The sequence below is a fragment of the Bradyrhizobium sp. IC3195 genome (assembly GCF_020193585.1).
GTDB classification, from domain to species: Bacteria; Pseudomonadota; Alphaproteobacteria; order Rhizobiales; family Xanthobacteraceae; genus Bradyrhizobium; species Bradyrhizobium yuanmingense.
Genome location: NZ_JADYVG010000011.1, coordinates 222,461 through 243,945, shown reverse-complemented (window position 1 = coordinate 243,945; position 21,485 = coordinate 222,461). Strand labels below are relative to the sequence as shown.

The following is a 21,485-nucleotide window of genomic DNA, read 5'->3' as shown; positions in this document are numbered from 1 at the left end:
CGCCAGGGCGCGGGTCCTACGTCGGTGCTCTAGGCACAGGTGGGCAAGGCGGCTCCCGGCGGATCGGCCCGGCGACCAGCCTACACCAACTGACTGGCCTCCGAACGCCAGAAGGGTACAGGGTGGGTTAGCTTCGGGCGGCGCGAAGCGCTGTCCGAAGCGTAACCCACCACTGTTCGTCTCCGGAGACGCCAAAGAGGTGGGTTACGCCCCGCGGATTCGCTGCGCGGATCCGCAGGGCTAACCCACCCTACGGCACCGTCTTCTACCGCATCGTGATCGCAAGCCCGCTGAGATCCGCATTCGCCATCAACCCCACCTGCGTGCCCGACAGCTCCAGCACTGCGCCCTTCTGGTTGGTCAGCACGATGGCGCGGGCGCCGGAGCCGACGGCGATGCCGGCACCGGCGGCGCCGTAGACGCCGGCAACATCGGAGGGACGGTTGATGTTGGAGACGCGGCCGCGCAGCACGGTCTTGGATCCCCCGAACACGAGGCCGTAGTCGAGGCCACCGGTGGAAAGCCCGTAAGAGCGGCCGCGGAAGTTCAGCACGCCCGAGCCGCCCGAGCCGCCGATGATCCAGCCCGCCTTGTAGATCGTCAGCGTCACGAAGCCGCTGTCGGCCTGCGCGGTCGTCGAGAGGCCAGCCAGGGCGACGATGGCGACGCACGCGGCGCGGAGGGTGGATGCGAGCTTCATGGGGGTCTCCGGGGGCTGTTATTTAAAGGAGGATTCGAATCAGACGGAGCGAATGTACCTGATCGATCGCGGCGGCAACATGATCGGCGGGCGTTTCCGCAAGCAAGGCGGCGGCGAGACTCGCGGAAGGTCCTCATGCTCCGTCATTGCGAGCCAACGGGTCCGCGCGAAGCGCGGCCCGATGACAGGCTCCGCGAAGCAATCCAGAATCGCTCCGCGGCGGCAGTCTGGATTGCTTCGTCGCAAGGGCTCCTCGCAATGACGGGTGAATGGCCTGCTCTCTCGCCACGCGCAGGCCGCACGCGGGGAGAGGCGAAGACCACCAACCGCCAGCATGCCATAATGCCCCTGTTTTGCCCGACGGAGCAACCGAATGCTTCGCGTTTGGCGAATTCTGGAAAACATCAATGATTTCCGTGCGGCGCCTACTGTGCATGGGGTTGTTTTCGCACTTTTGTTTTGAGCATCCCCGCGCCAGCCGCTACGCTCCTGCGTCCGCCCCCGTCCTGAGGTGATCCCATGCCGATCCAGCATTTCGCGCCCCCGCCGCATGTCAAGGCGCCGCCGCTGTCCTTTGCGACGCGGGTTGGCGACCTCCTGTTCGTCTCCGGCATTCCCGGCTTCGATGTATCAGGCGCGTTGCCTGATGGCTTCGAGGCGCAGTTCGCCAATGTCGTCGTCAACATCAAGCGCGTGCTGGGCGAGGCCGGCGCCGGCATGCATGATCTCGTCAAGGTCAACGTGCTCCTGACCCGCGCCTCGGACGTCGCCGCGATGAACGCGCTCTATGCCGGCGCCTTCGGCCCGCCGCCGTACCCGGCGCGCACGACTTGCGTGGTGCAGGCGCTGCCCGATCCGAAGATGCTGATCGAGATCGAGGCGGTCGCTTCGCTGGCCAAGTAGGAGCGGATTAAGCTGCGTGTGACCTATCGGGCACGCGTCCAAACCAAATGCGTTGGGCACAGCTGACATGTCCGTGAATGGCGGCCCCCCGGCTTGCAAAGGACCTGCTTTTACCGCACGAATTTTTTCGGTCCCATGTCCCACCACCCATGTCCCACCAGGAGATACTTCATGCGTCGCCTTCTCGCGCTCAGTGCCGTTGCCGGCATCGCTAGTTCCGTGTTCGCCGTGCCCGCCTCCGCGAAGGTCGGCTATTACGTGATCCGCTGGGACAACACCGGCATCTGCCAAGTCTGGAACGAGGACCTGCAGTACAAGCCGTTCCAGTTCGGGGTCTCTACCTACAAGGTCGTCAGCAAGCCGTTCCCGACCTTCCAGCAGGCCTCGGACTTGCAGATCAAGATGCGCACCGAGCGGAAGTGCACGCTCTGAGCCGGGCGCGAGAGTAGCGTTTGGAGGGCGGGTCGCGCGGGCGATCCGCCCTTTTGCTTTGCGTGGCCTGAAGCGCTTCCCCGGCCGCCATCAGACCTGTCCCGCGCAAATTCTTTGAACCTCGGCGGCGGGTGGAACTACTCACATCTTGTCCGGGGCGCATGCCAAGCGCGTCCCGCACCACCCCTCCCCGTCATTGTCGGGAGGCGCATCACATCATTCATTTGAGGAGCTGATCATGCGTCGTATTTCCATGCTGTGCGCTGCCGCCGGTCTTGCCGTCACCGCGTTCGTCGCCGCGAGCCCGGCCGAAGCCAGCTATCATCTGATCCGCTGGCAGGACACCGGCTTCTGCCAGATCTGGGACGAGAGCATCCCGACCACGCCGTGGCCGGCCGGCTATCACCGCGCCAGCGCCAGCGTGCCGACCTTCGTCGATGCACTCGTGGTCAAGGACGCCGCGCTCAAGAGCGGCAGCTGCAAGTGGTAAGGTAATCGATCGGCGGACGAAGAACCGGGCAAGGACGCGGGCGTCCTTGCCCGGTTTGCTTTTCGAGGCCTGAAACGCTCACGCGTCCTTGTGCGCGCCGGGATGGATCAGGATGTCGCGCGCGGCGGCGAGGTCGATGAAGGCTTCGGCGCTGCCGCCCTGGTCGGGATGCAGGCCCTTGGCGGCGCGGCGATAGGCCTGGTTGATGTCCTCGCAAGTGAGCTGCACCGCGAGCGGCAGGCCGAGCACCTTGCGCGCGCGGTCCTCGCTGGAGAGCTTCTTCGGCGCGGCGTTGCGGCGGCCGAAGCGCGGCGCGGTCAGATCGTGCACGACCTCGAGCACCACACTGATACGGCGCTGGGCCGCCAGCGTCACGCTGTGATCGTCGTTGTCGACGGCCTGGCGCAGCACCGGCAGCGCCTGCTCGGCAGCCTGGCGCAGCGTGACGTCGCTGCTCATCCGCGCGATCTCGGCCACCAGCCGGCCGGCCTCGGCCCAGTCAGGCGCTTGCGCCGACCGCAGCCGCTCCAGAGCGAGTTTCCAGGTTTCGAGCCGTTCCATCATGCGCGCAACGTTTACCAATCAGGATCAGTATGCCAAGGCCGCCGTTTCCGACCCCTTAATTTCGCGTTAGCGTTTCGTGAAACTTCGAAACGAAAACGGGAGGAAACTGCCATGGCGCTGCTCGCAAACCACATCGCTGTCGTCACCGGCGCCGGTTCCGGAATCGGCCGGGCGATCGCCACCGGCTATGCGCGGGAGGGCGCGCAGGTCGTGCTGCTCGACGTCAACGCCGAGACGGTGGCGGAGGCGGCGCAGGAGATCCGGCAAGCGGGCGGCAAGGCCGAGAGCTTTGCCCTCGACGTTGTCAGGCGCGAGGATTGCTTCGCGCTCGCCAGGCAGATCGCGGACAAAATCGGGCAGGTCTCGATCCTCGTCAACAATGCCGGCATCACCCGCCGCAACGCCTTCACCGCGGAGACCGAGACGGTGGCGAAGGACTGGAACGACATCATCTCGCTCAACCTCACCGGCGTCTTCAACGTGACGCAGGCGTTCCTCGCGCCCTTGCGCGCCAGCAAAGGCCGCATTGTCAATATCGGCTCGATCCAGTCCTTCGTGCATCTGCGCACGCCGAGCTCGGCGGCCTACACCACCTCGAAACACGGCGTGCTCGGCTTCACCAAGGCGCTCGCGGTCGAGCTCGGCAAGGAAGGCGTGCGCGTCAACGCGATCGGCCCCGGCTTCATCGAGACCAACATCAACGCCAACGTGCGCGCGACCAATCCGGCGCTGGTGCAGGCCTTCATCGATCACACCCCACTGGCGCGCACCGGCAAGCCCGAGGACATCGTCGGCCCCGCGGTGTTCCTCGCCTCCGACCTGTCGGCCTATGTCACCGGAACCATGGTGATGGTGGACGGCGGCTATCGCACGGTGTGAGGGATGCGAGGCTCGCACCAATCGCGGCGGCATCTGGGCATTCTCAAGATCAATTCGGTGCAGCCCCTCCAATTAACCTTTCATTAACCAAACCGGACCACCGTAGATTCACGGCTTGGGGGTCGTTGGTTCTCGATCCGCTTCCGACGATGGAAGCGGGCGTTGATCGGGAGGTGTTTTGATGACCACTGTTCATGTCGCCGCGTCCGGGCCGGACGCACAATTCCTTGCCCCGAACCAGATCGTTCCGCTTCTGATCGGTGCCACCGTCGACGAGGTCGAGCGTGAGCTCGTGCTCCAGACACTGGCGCGCTGCGACGGCAACCGCACGCGCGCCTCGCGCGTGCTCGGCCTTTCGGTGCGCACGCTGCGCAACAAGATCAGGCTCTATGCCGCCTCCGGCATCGACGTGCCCGCCTGTCAGGATTAGCGCACGACATCGGTCGGCCAGCGACAACGCGCTGCGCAGCCACGCGCGATCGATGAGGCGGCCGCTCGCGCCGCCGATTGATGTTGATCAAGCCTGGCACGATGCGCGGGCAGAATTGCTGCTGTCGTCAAACGCCGCTAAGTAGCTTGCTCCAGGTGAAGGGAGCGGTGGCGTGGCAGACGACCAGGGACGACGGCCGGGGCCTCAGGGGCCTCGCGGGCGGCAAGGCGAGCCGGGACGGCCGGGGCCACAGGGGCATCCGGGCCGGCGCGGCCCCGACGGCGCACGCGGCAAGCCCGGGCCGCAGGGCAAGCCGGGCCCGGTCGGAAAGGCCGGGCCGCCCGGCAAGCCCGGTCCGCAAGGCAAACAGGGCGAAGCCGGTCCGCGTGGGCCAGCCGGCGCACCGGGACCTGCCGGGCCGCAGGGACCGGCGGGGCCGCAAGGCCCGCGCGGCGAGCCGGGTCCGCCCGGCCAATTGCCGTCGATCGAGCAGGTGCTGCCCTGGCTCGACCAGCTCTTCGATGCCTGGGACGAACGCCGCCGCCAACGCGAGCGCGAAGCCGCCGAGCGCGAAGCGCTCGAAGCCGCCGTCCAGGAGACCGACGAGGCAATCGTCGATGACGAGGGCGATGACGTCGACGATCACAGGAAGAAAAAGAAAAAGAAGAAGCAGGGCAAGGATAGCCGACGGGTCTAGTCGGGCCGATCCTCGCGCCGCGGCAGCATGCCCATGCGCTCGAATTGCCAGCGCATGGCGCGATACCAGAAATAGCCGACCGCCGCGCCGCACAGGGCGAGGATGATCACGTTCGCGCTCGAGAACGAGCCGCTCCACCACATCATCCACGCGGTCCACAGCAGCGTGAAGACGATGGCACCTGCTTTCAAAGGAAGAAGGGGGTGGCTCATGTCGTGCTCCGGGCGATCAAAACCCCGGCCGCCACCATCGCAAGCCGAGGCAGCAGATACCGTGAGCCAGATCACGGAGCACGCTGCCTGACCTCACGTACCGAAGCGCAGCCGCGAACGCTCTTTCGCCTTTTCCGCTTCAACCTCGCGGTCGCGCGCCGGTGCGTTCGTATGCAGCGAGGTCAGGAGCTTTCGCGCCGCCTCGGAGACCTCGGCCACCGCACGATCGAACGCCGCCTCGTTGGCCTGCGACGGCTTGTTGAAACCCGACAGCTTTCGCACGAATTGCAGCGCGCTGGCGTGGATCTCATCCTCCGTCGCCGGCGGCTCGAAGTTGAACAGCATCTTGATGTTGCGGCACATGCACTTTCTCCCGGCGTTTTCCTTAAGACGAAGGTCCGAGCCGAAATCCTACATCCGCCTTCTCGCTTCTGCGACCAACTTGGTGGGTGCGCATCGCCACAAGCTGATCTCGCAGCGCGAGATAAGCGGGGCGCCGGCATCGCATATTATTTGAGCATGCATTGCAGTGACGGCTCAGGCTTAATCCGTGCCAACGATAGGGAAAGACGCGCAGGACAATCGCGCGCCCATGGCACGATACGCGACGAGGAGGATCGCATGCACAGGCTCGCACTGTGCGTTTGGTTGGTTGCGGCGACAGCGCTGGCAAACGTTGCGTTCGCGCGCGACAATGGCCAATACGACCACGTTCCGCCCGACATCCGCGCCTGGTTCAAGAGCGTGATCGCGCCGAACGGGGTTCCCTGCTGCGACATCTCCGATGGCCATCGCACCGAGTATGACGTGCGCAATGGCGCTTATTGGGTGCCGATCGAGGGACAATGGATCGAGGTGCCCGGACGCGCCATCATCCGCGACCAGGGCAATCCGATCGGCCAGGCCGTGGTGTGGTACGTCCACCACCGCGGCTCCATCATCATCAGCTGCTTCGTGCCGGCGGATGCGGTGTAACGCGCCTTGGTGATTTCCATGGCTGGCGACGGCCCGATCGGGTAGCTTGAAGCCCAGCTGAAGCGGAGGCACGCCGTTGACCAATCTTAGCGCCGAAGACCTCGCCACCATCTATGCCAAGCCGAGCCCGCGCGTGATCGCGAAGGCACGGCCCGCGATCGATGCGCATGCGAAGAAATTCATCGAGATGTCGCCATTCTGCGTGCTCGCGACATCGGGAGCGGACGGCAGCGTCGACGCTTCGCCGCGCGGCGGCGGCATCGGCTTCGTCCGCGTCGCCGGCCCCAACCAGCTGCTGATGCCCGACCGCTCCGGCAACAACCGCATCGACAGTTTCCGCAACGTCGTCGAAGGCTCAGGCTTCGTGCATTTGCTGTTCTTCGTGCCGGGCATCGAGGAGACGCTGCGCGTCGGCGGCCGCGGCACGCTGTCGGCCGACCCGGATCTGCTCGCCTCGATGGTGGAATTCGGCAAGCCGCCGCGCGCGGTGCTGAACGTCGCGGTCAGCGAGGTCTATTTCCATTGCGGCAAGGCGCTGATGCGCTCGAATCTGTGGGGGTCGGAGAAGGTGCAGCGCTCGGTGATGCCGAGCATCGTCACGGTCATTCACGAGCAGACCGGCCTCGGCGAACCGGCGAGCCAGGAGGCCGTGGAAGAGCTCTACAAGACGCAGCTGTAGCCGAGAGCGGTTCCGCAAAACGAAACGACGTGCGGCAACACGTGGATGGCCGGGGTCAAGCCCGGCCATGACGATGGAGGGAGCCGGGCCCGAGCTTAGTGCCCCTCGCCCTCGAGCCCGCCGACATGCTTCTGGGTGTAGAGCTCGAGGCCGATGCGGCCGATCAGATCGAGCTGGGTCTCGAGGAAGTCGATGTGGTGCTCCTCGTCGCTCATCAGCTTCTCGAACAGGTCGCGTGTGACATAGTCCTTGGCGCTGTGACAGTAGGTCGCCGCTTCCTGATAGAGCGCCCGCGCGCTCATCTCGGCGGCGAGATCGCACTCGATGATCTCCTTGACGTTCTGGCCGATGCGCAGGGGATCGAGCACCTGCATGTTCGGAAAGCCGTCGAAGAACAGGATCCGCTCGGTGAGCTTGTCGGCGTGCTCCATCTCCTCGATGGATTCCTTGCGCCAGACCTTGGCCATGTCCAGCAGGCCCCAATTGTCGAGGAAGCGGTAATGCAGCCAGTACTGATTGATCGCAGTCAGCTCGTGACGCAGCGCCTTGTTGAGATAGTCGATGACTTTTGCGTCGCCCTGCATGGTTCACTCCAGCTCTTGCAGTCCAAATCGGTCCCAAACCGAGTTTAGAACGCTTCTAAATCACTTTGCGAGCGAGAGCAACCGGCTACGGGAACCCAGCCGGGGAAAAGCTCAGCCGGAATTGCGGAAGTTTTCAGCAGGCCGCGAGGGCGAACTCGGCGGGTTCGGCGGTCTCGTCGTTGGCGGCCACGGTGTGGCTATGCGGGCAGCCGGCGCAGCAGGACTGCGCACAGGGGCCGAGCGCTTCGTCGATGATACTCTTGATCGTCCGGGCGCAGCGCCCGCATTCGGCGCTGCAGCCGAGACAGCCATAGACCTGTTTGGCATGCCGCACGGCGTCGTCGGACTCGGCGACGGCGGCGCGGATATCATCATCGCTCAGCACGTTACAGGAACAAACGATCATGGAAGCGGCAGGCCCTTCGGTGATGCGCCATCATCGATATTTAACAGGCCGGCCGGATGCAAAAGGAAAAACAGGTATTTGAAGCTATTCCAAACTGGCCTGATCAAAGCCTAGAACGGCTCTAAATCAAGCTCTTGCGCTGGATCAAGATTGTAGCCCACTAGTCGCCGCCACCGCCGCCTCCTCCTCCGCCGTCGCCACCGCCTCCGCAGTCGCCGCCGCTACTGCTGCTATCGCTGCTGGAACAGCTTGCGCCGTCGCCAGAGCTCCCCGAACTGCCGCCGGAAAACCAGCTTCCCAGCGAGAAGCCGTCATTCGTCCCGGAATAGGTGCTCTCCCCGCTACTCCCTCCGTGGCTGCCGGCGGTAGCGCGGGAGCGCCGTGCGCGGTTCTGGAGATGTGCGATCCAGCCGTAGCCGACCGCGAAAACGATCCCGGCCGCAATCAAAGCATTAACCATCGCGTTGCCCATCATCGCCTCCCGGTGGGACCCATACCAATTGGTCGTCTCCGGCAAAGGTGCCGTTCATTGATCATTCAAGCGGAATATGGAACCTTGCGGCCCAAAGGTTCCCGCGTGTTCGTCTGAAAGGTCAAGCAATGAAGAAGTCGCTCCTGGCGGTCGCTGCCGTCGCCATTCTGGCCCTGACGGCCGGAACGCCGGCCCATGCCCAGCGCGGTGTCGCGGCAGGCGTGGCCGCCGGGATCATCGGCGGCGCCATTGTCGGCGGCGCGCTGGCTTCTCCGTATTATTACGGGCCTAGCTATGGCTACTATGGGCCGGGCTACTACCCGCCGCGCTACTACGCCCCGGGTCCAGGCTATGTTGCCGACGACTATTACGACGGCTGCGTCTGGCAGAAGCAGCGCTTCTGGGATGGCTATGCCTGGCGCGTCCGTCGCGTCCGAGTCTGCGGCTGAGGCGCGCCAAGCCGGTTCACTACGGATGCGCCGTTCATCTCAGGGCCTGAAAAAGACCGCTTTTTCTCGTCACAGCTCCGTGTGCGTTTACCGTGGATTGACCATTTGCGCGCTTCCTAGCTGCAAGGCCAATTCTATCAGAGTGTGCGTGAACCTTTGAAACCCGGGCGCCTCTAGCAGGAGGAACCCATCTCCCAGGAGAGCCAAGAGCATGAACAAGACTTTAGTTGCCGCCCTCACGGTCGCGACGGTCGCCGGTTCGCTGGTGACCGCCGCTCCGTCCGCGAAGGCCCATGACGGCGTCGGCGCCGGTATCGCAGCCGGCCTGATCGGCGGCGCCATCGTCGGCGGCGCAATCGCCTCCAGCCGTCCGGCCTATGGCGGCCCCGTTTACATCGCCGAGCCCCCGCCGCCCGCGCCCTGCTACTGGCGCCGCGAGCGCTATTGGGACGGCTACGGCTGGGTCAGCCGCCCGGTTCGCGTCTGCTACTGATCTGATTGCCTGGCGCATGCGCGCCGCGATCGGAAAGCCCGGCCGAGAGCATCGGCCGGGCTTTTTGTTTGCGCACGCTAAAGCGCGATGCGGTTAGGATGAAGCGTCATCGCGCTTTAGGTTATTGTTTGAGCATGATCTTTTCGGAAAACCGCTTCACACTTTTCCGGATCATGCTCTATCGCGCCGCCTGGATCGAACGCAGCACCTCTTCGCTCGGCCAGCAATCGACCTTGAGGCCCGCCGACTTCTGATAGGCGCCAAGCGCCGCACGGGTCTGCATGCCGGCCTTGCCGTCGATCTTGTCCTTGTAGAGCCCGATCCGCGTCAGCTCGCGCTGCATGGTCTCGACGTCCTTGGTGCGCAATTGCTTCGAGGCGGACCAGGGCGTTGCGAACGGCAGCGGGCTCGTCATGCGGTCGCTGAGATGGCCGACGAACAGCACGTAGAGATCGGAGAAATTGTATTCCTTGATGACGAAGTAATTCTTCGTGGTCAGGAATGACGGGCCGTAGATGCCTTCGGGCTGGAGCAGCGAGGCCGGCTGCGCCTGCTCGGCGGCGCTGAGCTTTTGGCCGCGTACCGGGACAAAACCCTCGCGCAGCCATTGGCCGATCGGCTTCGTCACCTCCGGCACGCCCGTCGTGCAATCGACCTTCGCCGGCGCCTGCACCTCGTAAGCCCAGCGCACGCCGCTCTGCCAGCCCTTGTTGACGAGCTGCTGCGCAGCCGAGGCCAGCGCATCCGGCACCGAGTGCCAGATGTCGATGCGGCCATCGCCGTCGAAATCGACGCCATGCTTGTAATATTCGGACGGCAGGAACTGGGTGAGGCCGGTCGCGCCGGCCCAGGACGAGCGCATGTCCTTGCGCGTGACGACGCCTTCATCGAGGATCTTGAGCGCGGCAATGAACTCGTTGCGATACTGATCCTTTCGGCGTCCGACATAGGCCTGCGTCGCCAGTACGCGCACCAGATCGTAGGGCAACGTGTGCCGGCCATAGTCTGTCTCGCGGCCCCAGATGGCGAGCATGACGGTCGCCGGCACGCCGGACTTCTTCTCGATCTCGTTCAGCGAGGTACGATGCTTTTGGAGCAGCCGCTGCCCCTCGCCTGCAAGCCGCGCGATCGAGGCTTCCTTGACGTAGTCGGCCGGCACCTGCACGAACTCGGCCTGCGACGGCGCACCCGTTGCCGGCCGCCCGGGCAAGAGCAGATCGGGCAGCTTGTAATCGGGCTCCAGCCCGCGCGTTTGCGCATCGAACGTTGCACGCGAAACGCCGGCCTGTTGGGCCGCCGGCCACAACGAGGCGATGAACTGGGTGAAGGCGGCGTCGGCAGCACGGACGGGCGACCAGCTGCAGGCGATGACGATCCCCGCAGCGATGAGCGCCCGTCGCATCATGCCGCCATCACCGCGTCAGCTTCTTGTACTTCACGCGGTGCGGGATGATGCTGTCCTGGCCGAGCCGGCGCATCTTGTCCTTCTCGTAATCCTGGAAATTGCCTTCGAACCATTCGACGTGGCTCTCGCCCTCGAAGGCGAGGATGTGCGTCGCGATGCGGTCGAGGAACCAGCGATCGTGGCTGATGATGACGGCGCAGCCGGCGAAGTCCTCCAGCGCCTCTTCGAGCGCGCGCAGCGTGTCGACGTCGAGGTCGTTGGTCGGCTCGTCGAGCAGCAGGACGTTGGCGCCGGACTTCAGCATTTTTGCGAGATGGACGCGGTTGCGTTCACCGCCCGAGAGCGCGCCGACCTTCTTCTGCTGGTCTGCGCCCTTGAAGTTGAACGACGAGCAATAGCCGCGCGAGTTGACTTCCTTCTTGCCGAGCAGGATCAGTTCGTTGCCGCCAGAGATCTCCTCCCACACGGTCTTCTTGCCGTCGAGCGCGTCGCGCGACTGGTCGACGTAGCCGAGATGCACGGTCTCGCCGACCGTGATCGTGCCGGAGTCCGGCTTCTCCTGAGCGGTGATCATCCTGAACAACGTGGTCTTGCCGGCGCCGTTGGGACCGATCACGCCGACGATGCCGCCGGGCGGCAGCTTGAAGGTGAGGTTGTCGATCAGGAGACGATCGCCAAAGCCTTTGCTGAGCCCCTCGAAATCGACCACGTTGGCGCCGAGCCGCTCGGCCACTGGAATGATGATTTGCGCGGTCTGGGTCTGCTTCTCGCTCGCCTTCTTCAGCAGCTCCTCATAGCGCTGGTAGCGCGCCTTCGACTTGGCCTGGCGGGCCTTCGGCGACGAGGCGACCCATTCCTGCTCGCGCGCGAGCGTCTTCTGGTGCGCCGCATCCTCGCGGCCCTCCTGCTCCAGACGCTTCTGCTTCTGCACCAGCCAGGACGAGTAATTGCCCTCGTACGGGATGCCGCGGCCGCGATCGAGCTCGAGGATCCAGCCCGTGACGTTGTCGAGGAAGTAGCGGTCGTGGGTGACGATCAGGATCGCACCGGGATAGTTGCGCAAATGGCCTTCCAGCCACGACACGGATTCCGCGTCGAGATGGTTGGTCGGCTCGTCCAGCAGCAAGAGTTCGGGCTGGTCGAGCAGCAGGCGGCACAGCGCGACGCGGCGGCGCTCACCGCCCGAGAGTTTCGTCACGTCGGCATCGTCGGGCGGACAGCGCAGCGCGTCCATGGCCTGGTCGACCTTGCTGTCGAGATCCCACAGGCCCTGGGCCTCGATCTCGTCCTGCAGCTTGGTCATCTCGTCGGCGGTCTCGTCCGAATAGTTGACCGCGAGCTCGTTGTAACGGTCCAGGATCGCCTTCTGCTTGGCGACGCCCTGCATGACGTTTTCGCGCACGGTCAGCTTGGAATCGAGCTGCGGCTCCTGCTCGAGATAGCCGACGCGGGCGCCCTCGGCGACCCAGGCCTCGCCGGTGTATTCCTTGTCGAGACCGGCCATGATCTTGAGCAGGGTCGACTTACCCGAGCCGTTGACGCCGAGCACGCCGATCTTGGCGTCCGGGTAGAAGCTCAGATGGATGTTATCGAGCACCTTCCGGGTCGGGTAGCTCTTGGTCAGGCCCTGCATGAAATAGATGAACTGGCGCGCCATCGGTCCCGTGAAACCTTCGATTTGAGGAAATTTGCTTCGCCAGCGATGTAGCGATCCCGCCCCCAAAGGGCAACGTTTTCCGTCCGTTCACCACGGATGAATACGGTCAGGAAACCATCCGGCCACCGATCCGGACAATTGAAACCATCTTTTAATAAATCAGGCCAAAGCTCGGTTTCGCGCGGAAACAGCGCCACCCGCTCAGAACGAACGGGGAGCACAGCGAGGCCGCATCATGGCTCTGATCGAGACCCATTCTCTTCCTGTTCCGGCAGGAGCCGGGCGCGACTCCGGGTTCGCCTCGGAGATCAAGGCCTTCTGGAAGCGCTTCTTCGTCACCGCCTTCAATCCCTACCGGCCCGAACTGCATTACATGCGCGGCCCCGGCCCCGCCTGGCGCGCCAAGCACGGCATGGATGCACCGTTCCGCCTGAAGCCCCGCGACGTCTGAGCGACGATCCCTATCGGACTTTTGAAGACGCAGGCTGCTTGCGCGCCGGCGCGATTGCGCGCAAACCATGGCCAGGTTCCGATGACGGCGCCCGCCTGGCGCCTTCACCTCTCGCCATGGATGAACGCTGATGAGCCGGCTGCGCTGCGCAATCCTCGACGACTATTTCAATCTCGCCCTCGACGTCGCCGACTGGCCGAAATTGTCGGATCGCGTCGACGTCACCGTGTTCAGCCATCCCTTCGCCTCCGAGCAGGCCGCAGCCAGTGCGCTCACCGACTTCGAAATCATTTGCGCGATGCGCGAGCGCACGGCGTTTCCCAAGAGCCTGTTCGATCGCCTGCCGAAGCTTAAGCTGCTGCTGACCTCGGGCATGCGCAACGCTGCGATCGACATCGAGGCCGCGAAAGCGCGCGGCATCGCCATCGGCGGCACGCAATATTCCCGCGATCCGACGGCGCCGCTCACGATGGGCCTGATCCTGGAATTGACCCGCGGCATCGGCCGAGAGAACGCGCGCATGCATGCGGGCGAGTCCTGGCAGACATTTGCCGGAGTCGAGATCGAAGGGCTGACGCTCGGCGTCGTCGGGCTCGGCAAGCTCGGCAGCAAGATGGCGGGCATTGCGAAGGCGTTCGGCATGAACGTGATCGCCTGGAGCCCGAACCTCACCGCGGAGAAATGTGCGGCGGCCGGCGTCGGCTACGCCTCCAAGGAGGAGCTGTTCGCCAAGGCCGACATCGTCACCATCCACGTGGTGCTGAGCGAGCGCTCGCGTGGCCTCGTCAGCCGCGCGGATCTTGCGCGGATGAAACCGACGGCCTTCCTGGTCAACACCGCGCGCGGGCCGATCGTGGATGAGCAGGCGCTGCTGGAAGTCTTGCAGCAGCGCAAGATCGCAGGTGCAGGATTGGACGTGTTCTCGGTCGAGCCGCTGCCGGTCGACCATCCCTTCCGCAAGCTCGACAATCTCGTGCTGACGCCGCATCTGGGCTACGCCACCACGGATGGTCTGCGCATCCATTACGGCCAGATGGTCGAGGCGATCGACGCCGTCACCAAAGGCGGCGAGCTGCCGCGGAAGCTGGCCTGAAACGAAAAGGGCGTGCCGACGGCACGCCCTTCGCAATCTCATCGAGTTGAGGCCCTCAGCGCACGGTGACCGGCGCGGGCAGCGGCGGCACAACGGTGGGCTGCGTCCCCGGGACCGGGCCCGCCTGGGCGGACATCGGAGCCGGCCCGGCAGCGCTCTGCGTCGGCGCAGCGGAGGCCGTCGCCGTTCCCGGCGGCGGACCACCCGGCATCACGACAACGCGGGTGCCGACCTTGACGCGCTCGAACAGGTCGGAGACGTCCTCGTTCAGCATGCCGATGCAGCCGGAGGAGACGAACTTGCCGATCGTCGAGGGCTGGTTGGTGCCGTGGATGCGGTAGACGGTCGAACCTAGATACATCGCGCGGGCGCCGAGCGGATTACCCGGGCCGCCGGCCATGAAGCGCGGCAGATAGGGCTGACGCTCGATCATCTCGGTCGGCGGATGCCAATCCGGCCACTCGGCCTTGCGGGTGATCTTCTGCACGCCCGTCCAGGTGAAGCCGTCGCGGCCGACTCGGACGCCGTAGCGGATCGCACGGCCGCCTCCGAGCACGTAATAGAGGTAGGTGTTGGGCGTATCGACCACGAGCGTGCCGGCCGGCTCCTTGGTCTGGAACGCGACCTCCTGACGGCGCAGGTTCGGCGGCAGCTGCACCGGCGCGGCATCGGGCTGCTCCTCGGGCGGCAGCGCGGCCAGGGTCACCGGGCGGCCATCCGTGCCCACGGGCGGCTGTCCGGCCTGGACCGTCCCAGTCGCGGAGGGACCGCCCACAGACTCGGGCGGACGCAGGCCATCGTTGGCGGGCGATTGCTGAGGCGGACGGTCGGCGTAGATCACCGCCGGCGGACCGGCGGGGCGGCCGTAGCGGGGATCGTCGGGCGACATCACGGGGCCCTGCGGCGCGGCCGAATAGACCGGCGGGGCGCCAGCCGGGCGCCCATAGCGCGGATCATCCGGCGACATCACCGGACCTTGCGGCGGGGCGGCCGAATAGACCGGAGGCGCGCCCATCGGACGACCGTAGCGCGGATCGTCGGCCGGACCGGGCGGCGGCAGCGAGGCATGCGGCATCGCCTCGTCGTCTTCGTCGAGCGCGTCGAAATTCGGCATGCGGTCACCGGGCCGATATTCGGCCGGTGCGCCATAGCTTGGCACCTGCTGGATCGGATAGCTCTGAGCCTGAGCGAACGAGGTTCCCGCCGCAGCGACTGTTGCGGCAGCGCATATCGTCAGAAAGTGTTTGATCATCATCGCTCTTGTATAGTCCCCAAGCCCGACCGGACCGTTAACGGCCAGATGACGGAAGATAGCGGCACATTCAAGACATATCAGGCTTATTTGCGCCGGACTTGCCGATTTGTGATCCGCAAGACTACCGTTGCCCCGTTGCATCACGGGGCTGAAATCGTATCGCGCCTTCGATTGGCGCGATGGTCGGCCGCGATTTTAACGGAACGATGCGGAGACGTTGCGATATGGTCGAATCAGCCTGATTCGCCACCTTTTTGAGCTCCGATCCCGCGTGGCGAACGCGGCAAGCAGTACCGTCACCGCGTTCAGATGGCTCTTGAGCCCCGGCTACTTCCGCCGCCGGGGCGGAAATTCGCAATCGCTCAATGCTTCCCGGCTTTCGCTTCCTGTTTGCCGCGATCCTGCTGTCAACCTCCATCCTGGTGTTCGGCCTAGGGGCCGCCGCTCTGCTCCGGGCGACCCATCAGCAATATGTCAACAACCCCGGCTGGCGGAACGGGCCGCAGGAGCAAATGTTTGCGCAGGCGCCCGAGCCGGCCCAGCCGGTGCTCGCGGTGCTGCGGACCGAGCCGGAGCCACCTGCCGAGACCACGCCATCGCTGCGCGACCAGGTGCCGACCATCGCTCTGCCCCTGAGCGAGCCCGAACAGGTTGCTGCACTGACGACCGAGACCGACGTCCGGCCCGAGGCCGCCGCGCCCCTGGCTGAAGTGCCGGCCATCGAAGCAGCCAAGCCCGAACCGACCGTGACGGCCGCAGCGCCGGCTTCCATCGATACGCTGACCCCCGCCGACACCACGGCCGGGATTCCCGAGGCCCAGCCTGCCGCAATCGCCAGCGAGCCGGAACCAGCTGACCCGGCCCTCGCCGCCGCGGCGCTCGATGTCGCCTCCGCAAGGCTCGCTGCGCTGAACGCCGCCACGGCCACGATGGACGCGCCGGCGAAGGTCAAGGCCGAGAGCAGCAAGGCCGAGAGCACCAAGTCGGACAGCAAGGCGACCAAGCGCAAGGCGAAAGCCAAGAAGCGAGCCCGCGTGGTGCGGCGCCCGCCGCCTCAGCAGTTGCAGCAGCAGCTCGATCCGTTCGGTCAGCAGCAGCCGGCCTTCGCGACAACGACGACCGCACGCACGCGGTGATCTTACTTCTTCACCTCTCCCCGCTTGCGGGGAGAGGTCGGAATTTCGCGCGTCGCGCGGATTCCGGGTGAGGGGGTACAGGTCCGTCGATAGTCTCATCGTGTGGAGAGAGGCCCCTCACCCCAACCCTCTCCCCGTAAGAACGGGGCGAGGGAGCGCACCGTCATCGTGGCTGCAACCTCAAGCCGGGCCGGTCGCGATGGCCGGGCCGCCGGCCTGGCCCCATTCCGACCACGAGCCGTCATAGAGCGCGGTGTCGGTGATGCCGAGGCGGTAGAGCGCGAGCGTCAGCACGCCGGCCGAGACGCCGGAGCCGCAGCTCGTCACGATCGGCGCATCCAGCTCGACGCCGGCATTGGTGAAGGCGGCGCGGAGCTCGTCGAGCGGCTTCATCTCGCCGGTCGCGGCGTCGAACAGCAGATTGTAGGGCACGTTGCGGGCGCCGGGGATGTGACCGGAGCGGATGCCCGGGCGCGGCTCGGGCGCGCGGCCTTCGAAGCGATCGGCGGCGCGCGCGTCGATCACCTGCTCGTTGCGGCTTTCGACATTGGCGATCAGTTGCTGCATGCTGCGCACGCGGTTTGCGTCATAGCTCGCCGTGAAGGTCGTCGGCTTCGGCTTGACCTCGCCGCTCTCGGTCGCGCGTCCCTCAGTGCGCCACTTCTTCAGACCGCCATTGAGAATGCGCACGTTGCTGTGGCCATAGGACAGGAACATCCACCACGCACGCGGCGCTGCGACCCAGCCGCCGGCATCATAGAGCACGACGGTGTCCGCGTTGGAGATGCCGAGATTGCCGACGTCGCGGCCGAACTGCTCGGCGCTCGGAAACATGTGCGGCAGCGGGTTGGAATGATCCGACACCGCATCGACGTCGAAGAACACGGCGCCCGGCAGATGCGCGGCGAGATAGTCGTCCTTCGGCAGCGGCAGCACGCCCGGCAGCTTGAAGCTGGCGTCGAGGATCTTGACGTTGGCATCGCCGATGTGAGCGGCGAGCCATTCGGTGGAGACGAGGGGGTCGGTGGCGGTGGTCATTGAAGCATTCTCCGTTGGTCATTCCGGGGCGTGCGAAGCACGAGCCCGGAATCCATCGTGCCTCAGACTCTGTGGATCAATGGATTCCGGGCTCACGCTTCGCGTGCCCCGGAATGACGGGTGGAGAGGGCAAGGCCCTCACCCCTTCTTCTTCGGCTCCCACTTCTCCGTGGGCCCGCCGGCATCGCGCCAGGCGGCGTAGCCGCCGGCGATGTGGGCGACGGGCTTGAGGCCCATGTCCTGCGCGGTCTTGGCGGCGAGCGCGGAGCGTAAGCCCCCGGCGCAGTGGAACACGAACTTCTTGTCTTCCTGGAAGATCGGTTTTGCGTACGGGCTCTGCGGGTCGATCCAGAATTCGAGCATGCCGCGCGTGCAGGCAAAGGCGCCGGGGATGCGGCCGTCGCGCTCGATCTCGCGGGGATCGCGGATGTCGACGATGACGACGTCGCCGTTCCTGGATATCTCGATGGCGTCCTTGGCGGTGAGCGTCTCGATCTCGGCATTGGCCTCGTCGATCAGCGCCTTGATGCCGCGGGTGATGGTCTGGGGCACGTGCTTCTCCCTCTTGTTGTCATTCCGGGGCGCGCGTAGCGCGAGCCCGGAATCTATTCCTCTACATGCACTGCGGCCCGATGGATTCCGGGTTCGCCCTTCGGGCGCCCCGGAATGACGACGGGAGGCATCAATGCGTCAATTCCTTCATCGCAGCTTCCAGCCCCTCGATCGTGATCGGATACATCCGATTGGCGAAGATGCGCTTGATGATGGTGGTGGATTCCGAATAGTCCCAGTGCTTCTGCTGCACCGGGTTCAGCCACACCGTATGCGGATAGGTGCGGATGATGCGGTCGAGCCAGACCGAGCCGGGCTCCTCGTTGACGTGTTCGACCGAGCCGCCGGGCACCATGATCTCGTAAGGCGACATCGAGGCATCGCCGACGAACACGACCTTGTAGTCGTGCGGGTATTTGTGCAGCACGTCCCAGGTCGGCGTGCGGTCGGTGAAGCGGCGCTTGTTCTGCTTCCACACGCCCTCATAGAGGCAATTGTGGAAGTAGAAATACTCCATGTGCTTGAACTCGCTCTTCGCCGCCGAGAACAGCTCCTCGACCTGCTCGATATGCGCATCCATCGAGCCGCCAATGTCGAAGAACACCAAGAGCTTCACTGCATTGCGCCGCTCGGGGCGCATGTGCACGTCGAGGTAGCCGTGATTGGCGGTCTCGCGAATGGTGGTGTCGAGATCGAGCTCATCGGGCGCGCCGGTGCGCGCGAACTTGCGCAGGCGCCGCAGCGCCACCTTGATGTTGCGGATGCCGAGCTCGACATTGCCGTCGAGATCCCGAAACTCGCGCTTGTCCCACACCTTCACGGCGCGGTTGTTGCGGTTCTTCTCCTGGCCGATGCGCACGCCTTCGGGGTTGTAGCCGTGCGCGCCGAACGGCGAGGTGCCGGCGGTGCCGATCCATTTCGAGCCGCCCTGGTGCCGGCCCTTCTGCTCCTCGAGGCGCTTCTTCAAGGTCTCCATGAGCTTGTCCCAGCCCATGGCCTCGATCTGCTTCTTCTCTTCTTCGGTCAGGTATTTCTCGGCGAGCTTCTTCAGCCACTCCTCGGGGATCTCCGCCTTGTCCATGGCCTCGAGCAGGCTTTCCAGCCCCTTGAACACCGTGCCGAAGACGCGATCGAACTTGTCGAGGTTGCGCTCGTCCTTCACCAGCGAGGCGCGCGACAGGTAATAGAAATTCTCGACCGTATAGTCCGCAAGGTCAGCGTCGAGCGCCTCCATCAGCGTGAGGTATTCGCGCAGCGTCACGGGGACCTGCGCATCGCGCAGAGAGGTGAAGAATTGCAGGAACATGGGTAACAGATTGCCCGTCGGGTGGCGAACGTCAAGGGGCGCAGACCGTCGCGGGACGCTGGACCGGCAGGCTTTTTGCTCTAGAATTGGCGACAATGAGGGGTTGTTTGGGGGACGTTTGCAATGGGAATTCTCGCAGCGCTGATCATCGGTGCCATCGCCGGCTGGCTTGCGGGCAAGATTGTCCATGGGGCGGGATTTGGGCTGATCGGCAACATCGTCGTCGGCATCATCGGCGCGCTGGTGGCGAGCTGGGTTCTGCCACAGCTGCACATCCAGCTGGCAACGGGCACAATCGGCGCCATCGTCGATGCCACGATCGGCGCGGTGATTGTGCTCGTCATCCTTTCGCTGATAAAACGGGTCTGAAAGCCTGACCGAACCAGGAACGGCCGCCTCGAGCGGCCGTTCGCTTGTCGTGACCAGGGCATGAAATTGGCGATGCCCGGCGACGACGACCAACAAGGACGAGCAATGAAGTTTACCGGCACCAAGGACTATGTTGCGACCGACGATCTCAAGGTCGCCGTGAATGCGTCGATCGTGCTCGAGCGTCCGCTCCTGGTGAAGGGCGAGCCCGGCACCGGCAAGACGGTGCTGGCGGAGGAAGTGGCGAAGGCGCTGAACGCGCCGCTTCTGACCTGGCACATCAAGTCCACCACCAAGGCGCAGCAGGGCCTCTACGAATACGACGCGGTGTCGCGCCTGCGCGACAGCCAGCTCGGCGATGCGCGCGTATCCGACATCCGGAACTACATCAAGCGCGGCAAGCTGTGGGACGCCTTCACCAGCGAGCAGCGCCCGGTGCTCCTGATCGACGAGATCGACAAGGCCGACATCGAATTCCCCAACGATCTGCTGCTCGAGCTCGACCGCATGGAATTCCATGTCTACGAGACCGGCGAGACGATCAAGGCGAAGCAGCGCCCGATCATGATGATCACCTCCAACAACGAGAAGGAGCTGCCCGACGCGTTCCTGCGCCGCTGCTTCTTCCACTACATCAAGTTCCCCGACGCCGACACGATGGGCCGCATCATCGACGTGCACTTCCCCGGCATCAAGAAGCGCCTGGTCGAGGAAGCGCTGCGCATCTTCTTTGAGGTGCGCGAGGTCCCGGGCCTGAAGAAGAAGCCGTCGACCTCGGAGCTGCTCGACTGGCTCAAGCTGCTGCTCAACGAGGACATGAGCGCCGAGCAGCTGCGCGAACGCGACCCGCGCAAGCTGATTCCACCGCTGCACGGCGCGCTGCTCAAGAACGAGCAGGACGTGCATCTGTTCGAGCGGCTGGCGTTTTTGAGCCGACGGGAAGTGTAGGCTGGGGCTCACTCACGATAACGCTCCGCTGTCGCTCAAAACATTGGTGTCATTCCCCGCGAAGGCGGGGAATCCAGTACGCCGCAGCCTTTCGATTCCATCCCAGCCGCCTCTGGAATACTGGATCGCCCGGTCAAGCCGGGCGATGACAGTGAGAATGTGGCACGCACCTGCTTCCACATCGTCATTGCGAGCGCAGCGAAGCAACCAGAATCCCTCCGCGGAAACAGTCTGGATTGCTTCGCTGCGCTCGCAATGACGGAGCAAGGAGCAACGGCGTCGTTCTCCGCTGGCAATTCAATTTGCAGACACACCTTCGCAGCCTCGCGGCTCATCTCGCCCGAGCTTTGCTTCATTCCGTCGCCCCAAAAGAAAGAGGGCGCAGGGAAGACCGGGTGCCGACGGGCACCCGCGGTCCGCTGCGCGAAAAGCACACGCAGAGAAACCGCACAGCAGCATACAGGTGTCGCCGATCACTCGGCCTTCCCTGCGCGATGGTCGGACGGCTTATGCCGTGCTCTCCCGGGAGCCGAATTCCTTCTGGCCTCCCTCGCCCCGCGAATTGACGATGCCGTCCGCCCGGTTGGGCTCGCGCGCATCTCCGCGGCCAGCTTGACCGTAGCAACGACGGCCAGGACCACACGGTTTTGCCGTACGCAGCTCATCCGGCTTCGCCAAGAGGCTTCGCCGGACTTCAGCGCCGTTCGTCTGCACGCGGCCTCGGGCTCACAGGGACTACCCGCCCTGCCCGCACCCATCGTGCCGACGCTGCCGCGTCCACCGCAACCCGGCCCGCGTTTCGAACGACTCGCGAACCGCCCCTCTTTCGTGAGCCGGGCTGGTTCGATCTATGCCGCAATTCCGAATTTCGGTAAAGCGGAATATTTTATGGAGAGGGGTTGACGGGGTG

General features: G+C 64.9%; 28 protein-coding genes. 15 read left to right on the top strand and 13 right to left on the bottom strand.

All coding sequences use genetic code 11. The features are described 5' to 3' along the window. Positions 1 to 265 precede the first annotated feature (265 nt). The gene (locus tag I6F09_RS22180) at positions 266 to 700 is read right to left on the bottom strand and encodes a hypothetical protein (protein ID WP_036013234.1); all 435 of its coding nucleotides are present in this window, start codon (positions 698 to 700) and stop codon (positions 266 to 268) included. Positions 701 to 1,219: 519 nt separating this feature from the next. Between I6F09_RS22180 and I6F09_RS22175 the strand changes: the two genes are divergently transcribed. The 3 genes from I6F09_RS22175 to I6F09_RS22165 all read left to right on the top strand — a co-directional run bounded on the left by I6F09_RS22175 (position 1,220) and on the right by I6F09_RS22165 (position 2,525). Beyond that, the gene (locus I6F09_RS22175; RefSeq protein ID WP_036013230.1) at positions 1,220 to 1,603 is read left to right on the top strand and encodes a RidA family protein; all 384 of its coding nucleotides are present in this window, start codon (positions 1,220 to 1,222) and stop codon (positions 1,601 to 1,603) included. 171 nt (positions 1,604 to 1,774) lie between these two features. Then, entirely contained in the window at positions 1,775 to 2,035 is a 261-nt protein-coding gene (locus I6F09_RS22170) for a hypothetical protein (RefSeq protein WP_036013227.1), read from the top strand. A 238-nt stretch (positions 2,036 to 2,273) separates the two neighbouring features. Further along, entirely contained in the window at positions 2,274 to 2,525 is a 252-nt protein-coding gene (locus tag I6F09_RS22165; RefSeq protein ID WP_225189043.1) for a hypothetical protein, read from the top strand. Between the two features lie 78 nt (positions 2,526 to 2,603). On the opposite strand, the gene I6F09_RS22160 is transcribed toward I6F09_RS22165, so the two are convergent. Further along, positions 2,604 to 3,089, bottom strand: coding sequence for a molecular chaperone DnaJ (locus I6F09_RS22160; protein ID WP_109144714.1), 486 nt, complete (start codon positions 3,087 to 3,089; stop codon positions 2,604 to 2,606). 111 nt (positions 3,090 to 3,200) lie between these two features. Between I6F09_RS22160 and fabG the strand changes: the two genes are divergently transcribed. The 3 genes from fabG to I6F09_RS22145 all read left to right on the top strand — a co-directional run bounded on the left by fabG (position 3,201) and on the right by I6F09_RS22145 (position 5,095). Further along, positions 3,201 to 3,968, top strand: a complete 768-nt coding sequence (fabG, locus tag I6F09_RS22155) for a 3-oxoacyl-ACP reductase FabG (protein ID WP_225189042.1) — start codon at positions 3,201 to 3,203, stop codon at positions 3,966 to 3,968. A 181-nt stretch (positions 3,969 to 4,149) separates the two neighbouring features. Continuing rightward, a complete protein-coding gene (locus tag I6F09_RS22150; RefSeq protein ID WP_157281651.1) occupies positions 4,150 to 4,398 on the top strand; it encodes a helix-turn-helix domain-containing protein in 249 nt (82 codons plus the stop codon). Between the two features lie 172 nt (positions 4,399 to 4,570). Continuing rightward, positions 4,571 to 5,095, top strand: coding sequence for a collagen-like protein (locus tag I6F09_RS22145; RefSeq protein ID WP_036013214.1), 525 nt, complete (start codon positions 4,571 to 4,573; stop codon positions 5,093 to 5,095). On the opposite strand, the gene I6F09_RS22140 is transcribed toward I6F09_RS22145, so the two are convergent. Both I6F09_RS22140 and I6F09_RS22135 read right to left on the bottom strand, forming a co-directional pair. Then, on the bottom strand, positions 5,092 to 5,307 hold the full coding sequence (locus tag I6F09_RS22140) for a hypothetical protein (protein WP_036013212.1): 216 nt from the start codon (positions 5,305 to 5,307) through the stop codon (positions 5,092 to 5,094). The genes I6F09_RS22145 and I6F09_RS22140 overlap by 4 nt on opposite strands. A 93-nt stretch (positions 5,308 to 5,400) precedes the next feature. Then, positions 5,401 to 5,670, bottom strand: coding sequence for a DUF2277 domain-containing protein (locus I6F09_RS22135; RefSeq protein WP_225189041.1), 270 nt, complete (start codon positions 5,668 to 5,670; stop codon positions 5,401 to 5,403). 258 nt (positions 5,671 to 5,928) lie between these two features. Here I6F09_RS22135 and I6F09_RS22130 point away from each other — a divergent pair, with 258 nt between their 5' ends. Together I6F09_RS22130 and I6F09_RS22125 are read left to right on the top strand one after the other, a co-directional pair. After that, positions 5,929 to 6,282, top strand: coding sequence for a hypothetical protein (locus I6F09_RS22130; protein WP_036028558.1), 354 nt, complete (start codon positions 5,929 to 5,931; stop codon positions 6,280 to 6,282). A 76-nt stretch (positions 6,283 to 6,358) separates the two neighbouring features. Next, positions 6,359 to 6,961: an MSMEG_1061 family FMN-dependent PPOX-type flavoprotein gene (locus I6F09_RS22125; protein WP_225189040.1), complete on the top strand. Its 603-nt coding sequence runs from the start codon at positions 6,359 to 6,361 to the stop codon at positions 6,959 to 6,961. A gap of 95 nt (positions 6,962 to 7,056) precedes the next feature. Here the strand turns inward: I6F09_RS22125 and bfr are convergent, their stop codons facing one another. The 3 genes from bfr to I6F09_RS22110 all read right to left on the bottom strand — a co-directional run bounded on the left by bfr (position 7,057) and on the right by I6F09_RS22110 (position 8,426). After that, positions 7,057 to 7,545, bottom strand: coding sequence for a bacterioferritin (gene bfr / locus I6F09_RS22120; protein ID WP_036013205.1), 489 nt, complete (start codon positions 7,543 to 7,545; stop codon positions 7,057 to 7,059). Positions 7,546 to 7,678: 133 nt separating this feature from the next. Then, on the bottom strand, positions 7,679 to 7,951 hold the full coding sequence (locus I6F09_RS22115; protein WP_036013202.1) for a (2Fe-2S)-binding protein: 273 nt from the start codon (positions 7,949 to 7,951) through the stop codon (positions 7,679 to 7,681). 160 nt (positions 7,952 to 8,111) lie between these two features. Further along, positions 8,112 to 8,426, bottom strand: coding sequence for a hypothetical protein (locus I6F09_RS22110; protein WP_225151384.1), 315 nt, complete (start codon positions 8,424 to 8,426; stop codon positions 8,112 to 8,114). Positions 8,427 to 8,551: 125 nt separating this feature from the next. On the opposite strand from I6F09_RS22110, the gene I6F09_RS22105 reads away from it, so the two are divergent. Both I6F09_RS22105 and I6F09_RS22100 read left to right on the top strand, forming a co-directional pair. Beyond that, positions 8,552 to 8,872: a hypothetical protein gene (locus tag I6F09_RS22105; RefSeq protein ID WP_225189039.1), complete on the top strand. Its 321-nt coding sequence runs from the start codon at positions 8,552 to 8,554 to the stop codon at positions 8,870 to 8,872. Between the two features lie 211 nt (positions 8,873 to 9,083). Next, entirely contained in the window at positions 9,084 to 9,365 is a 282-nt protein-coding gene (locus I6F09_RS22100) for a hypothetical protein (protein ID WP_036013199.1), read from the top strand. 178 nt (positions 9,366 to 9,543) lie between these two features. On the opposite strand, the gene I6F09_RS22095 is transcribed toward I6F09_RS22100, so the two are convergent. Both I6F09_RS22095 and ettA read right to left on the bottom strand, forming a co-directional pair. Continuing rightward, a complete protein-coding gene (locus I6F09_RS22095) occupies positions 9,544 to 10,770 on the bottom strand; it encodes a lytic murein transglycosylase (protein WP_225189038.1) in 1,227 nt (408 codons plus the stop codon). 7 nt (positions 10,771 to 10,777) lie between these two features. After that, positions 10,778 to 12,427 (bottom strand): energy-dependent translational throttle protein EttA, encoded by a 1,650-nt coding sequence (ettA, locus tag I6F09_RS22090; RefSeq protein ID WP_036028509.1) that lies wholly within the window; start codon positions 12,425 to 12,427, stop codon positions 10,778 to 10,780. A 235-nt stretch (positions 12,428 to 12,662) separates the two neighbouring features. Between ettA and I6F09_RS22085 the strand changes: the two genes are divergently transcribed. After that, positions 12,663 to 12,878 (top strand): hypothetical protein, encoded by a 216-nt coding sequence (locus I6F09_RS22085; protein ID WP_036013194.1) that lies wholly within the window; start codon positions 12,663 to 12,665, stop codon positions 12,876 to 12,878. A 130-nt stretch (positions 12,879 to 13,008) separates the two neighbouring features. Further along, entirely contained in the window at positions 13,009 to 13,971 is a 963-nt protein-coding gene (locus I6F09_RS22080) for a D-2-hydroxyacid dehydrogenase family protein (protein WP_225189037.1), read from the top strand. A gap of 55 nt (positions 13,972 to 14,026) precedes the next feature. Here I6F09_RS22080 and I6F09_RS22075 read toward each other — a convergent pair whose 3' ends face one another. Beyond that, entirely contained in the window at positions 14,027 to 15,223 is a 1,197-nt protein-coding gene (locus tag I6F09_RS22075; RefSeq protein ID WP_225189036.1) for a L,D-transpeptidase, read from the bottom strand. A 368-nt stretch (positions 15,224 to 15,591) separates the two neighbouring features. Between I6F09_RS22075 and I6F09_RS22070 the strand changes: the two genes are divergently transcribed. Beyond that, on the top strand, positions 15,592 to 16,362 hold the full coding sequence (locus I6F09_RS22070) for a hypothetical protein (protein ID WP_225189035.1): 771 nt from the start codon (positions 15,592 to 15,594) through the stop codon (positions 16,360 to 16,362). Between the two features lie 180 nt (positions 16,363 to 16,542). On the opposite strand, the gene sseA is transcribed toward I6F09_RS22070, so the two are convergent. The 3 genes from sseA to I6F09_RS22055 all read right to left on the bottom strand — a co-directional run bounded on the left by sseA (position 16,543) and on the right by I6F09_RS22055 (position 19,258). Next, a complete protein-coding gene (gene sseA / locus I6F09_RS22065) occupies positions 16,543 to 17,400 on the bottom strand; it encodes a 3-mercaptopyruvate sulfurtransferase (RefSeq protein WP_036028518.1) in 858 nt (285 codons plus the stop codon). 138 nt (positions 17,401 to 17,538) lie between these two features. Further along, the gene (locus tag I6F09_RS22060) at positions 17,539 to 17,952 is read right to left on the bottom strand and encodes a rhodanese-like domain-containing protein (protein ID WP_036013188.1); all 414 of its coding nucleotides are present in this window, start codon (positions 17,950 to 17,952) and stop codon (positions 17,539 to 17,541) included. A gap of 130 nt (positions 17,953 to 18,082) precedes the next feature. Continuing rightward, on the bottom strand, positions 18,083 to 19,258 hold the full coding sequence (locus I6F09_RS22055) for a VWA domain-containing protein (RefSeq protein WP_225112151.1): 1,176 nt from the start codon (positions 19,256 to 19,258) through the stop codon (positions 18,083 to 18,085). A 123-nt stretch (positions 19,259 to 19,381) separates the two neighbouring features. On the opposite strand from I6F09_RS22055, the gene I6F09_RS22050 reads away from it, so the two are divergent. Together I6F09_RS22050 and I6F09_RS22045 are read left to right on the top strand one after the other, a co-directional pair. Then, the gene (locus I6F09_RS22050; protein ID WP_036028526.1) at positions 19,382 to 19,627 is read left to right on the top strand and encodes a GlsB/YeaQ/YmgE family stress response membrane protein; all 246 of its coding nucleotides are present in this window, start codon (positions 19,382 to 19,384) and stop codon (positions 19,625 to 19,627) included. Between the two features lie 105 nt (positions 19,628 to 19,732). Further along, on the top strand, positions 19,733 to 20,575 hold the full coding sequence (locus I6F09_RS22045) for a MoxR family ATPase (protein WP_036013181.1): 843 nt from the start codon (positions 19,733 to 19,735) through the stop codon (positions 20,573 to 20,575). Positions 20,576 to 21,485 lie beyond the last annotated feature (910 nt).

What these genes read in the sequence shown, in the direction of transcription:
- I6F09_RS22180 (WP_036013234.1), bottom strand. Translation starts at nt 700, where the DNA reads ATGAAGCTCGCATCCACCCTCCGCGCCGCGTGCGTCGCCATCGTCGCC.
- I6F09_RS22175 (WP_036013230.1), top strand. Translation starts at nt 1,220, where the DNA reads ATGCCGATCCAGCATTTCGCGCCCCCGCCGCATGTCAAGGCGCCGCCG.
- I6F09_RS22170 (WP_036013227.1), top strand. Translation starts at nt 1,775, where the DNA reads ATGCGTCGCCTTCTCGCGCTCAGTGCCGTTGCCGGCATCGCTAGTTCC.
- I6F09_RS22165 (WP_225189043.1), top strand. Translation starts at nt 2,274, where the DNA reads ATGCGTCGTATTTCCATGCTGTGCGCTGCCGCCGGTCTTGCCGTCACC.
- I6F09_RS22160 (WP_109144714.1), bottom strand. Translation starts at nt 3,089, where the DNA reads ATGATGGAACGGCTCGAAACCTGGAAACTCGCTCTGGAGCGGCTGCGG.
- fabG (WP_225189042.1), top strand. Translation starts at nt 3,201, where the DNA reads ATGGCGCTGCTCGCAAACCACATCGCTGTCGTCACCGGCGCCGGTTCC.
- I6F09_RS22150 (WP_157281651.1), top strand. Translation starts at nt 4,150, where the DNA reads ATGACCACTGTTCATGTCGCCGCGTCCGGGCCGGACGCACAATTCCTT.
- I6F09_RS22140 (WP_036013212.1), bottom strand. Translation starts at nt 5,307, where the DNA reads ATGAGCCACCCCCTTCTTCCTTTGAAAGCAGGTGCCATCGTCTTCACG.
- I6F09_RS22135 (WP_225189041.1), bottom strand. Translation starts at nt 5,670, where the DNA reads ATGTGCCGCAACATCAAGATGCTGTTCAACTTCGAGCCGCCGGCGACG.
- I6F09_RS22130 (WP_036028558.1), top strand. Translation starts at nt 5,929, where the DNA reads ATGCACAGGCTCGCACTGTGCGTTTGGTTGGTTGCGGCGACAGCGCTG.
- bfr (WP_036013205.1), bottom strand. Translation starts at nt 7,545, where the DNA reads ATGCAGGGCGACGCAAAAGTCATCGACTATCTCAACAAGGCGCTGCGT.
- I6F09_RS22115 (WP_036013202.1), bottom strand. Translation starts at nt 7,951, where the DNA reads ATGATCGTTTGTTCCTGTAACGTGCTGAGCGATGATGATATCCGCGCC.
- I6F09_RS22110 (WP_225151384.1), bottom strand. Translation starts at nt 8,426, where the DNA reads ATGATGGGCAACGCGATGGTTAATGCTTTGATTGCGGCCGGGATCGTT.
- I6F09_RS22105 (WP_225189039.1), top strand. Translation starts at nt 8,552, where the DNA reads ATGAAGAAGTCGCTCCTGGCGGTCGCTGCCGTCGCCATTCTGGCCCTG.
- I6F09_RS22100 (WP_036013199.1), top strand. Translation starts at nt 9,084, where the DNA reads ATGAACAAGACTTTAGTTGCCGCCCTCACGGTCGCGACGGTCGCCGGT.
- I6F09_RS22095 (WP_225189038.1), bottom strand. Translation starts at nt 10,770, where the DNA reads ATGATGCGACGGGCGCTCATCGCTGCGGGGATCGTCATCGCCTGCAGC.
- ettA (WP_036028509.1), bottom strand. Translation starts at nt 12,427, where the DNA reads ATGGCGCGCCAGTTCATCTATTTCATGCAGGGCCTGACCAAGAGCTAC.
- I6F09_RS22085 (WP_036013194.1), top strand. Translation starts at nt 12,663, where the DNA reads ATGGCTCTGATCGAGACCCATTCTCTTCCTGTTCCGGCAGGAGCCGGG.
- I6F09_RS22080 (WP_225189037.1), top strand. Translation starts at nt 13,009, where the DNA reads ATGAGCCGGCTGCGCTGCGCAATCCTCGACGACTATTTCAATCTCGCC.
- I6F09_RS22075 (WP_225189036.1), bottom strand. Translation starts at nt 15,223, where the DNA reads ATGATCAAACACTTTCTGACGATATGCGCTGCCGCAACAGTCGCTGCG.
- I6F09_RS22070 (WP_225189035.1), top strand. Translation starts at nt 15,592, where the DNA reads ATGCTTCCCGGCTTTCGCTTCCTGTTTGCCGCGATCCTGCTGTCAACC.
- sseA (WP_036028518.1), bottom strand. Translation starts at nt 17,400, where the DNA reads ATGACCACCGCCACCGACCCCCTCGTCTCCACCGAATGGCTCGCCGCT.
- I6F09_RS22055 (WP_225112151.1), bottom strand. Translation starts at nt 19,258, where the DNA reads ATGTTCCTGCAATTCTTCACCTCTCTGCGCGATGCGCAGGTCCCCGTG.
- I6F09_RS22050 (WP_036028526.1), top strand. Translation starts at nt 19,382, where the DNA reads ATGGGAATTCTCGCAGCGCTGATCATCGGTGCCATCGCCGGCTGGCTT.
- I6F09_RS22045 (WP_036013181.1), top strand. Translation starts at nt 19,733, where the DNA reads ATGAAGTTTACCGGCACCAAGGACTATGTTGCGACCGACGATCTCAAG.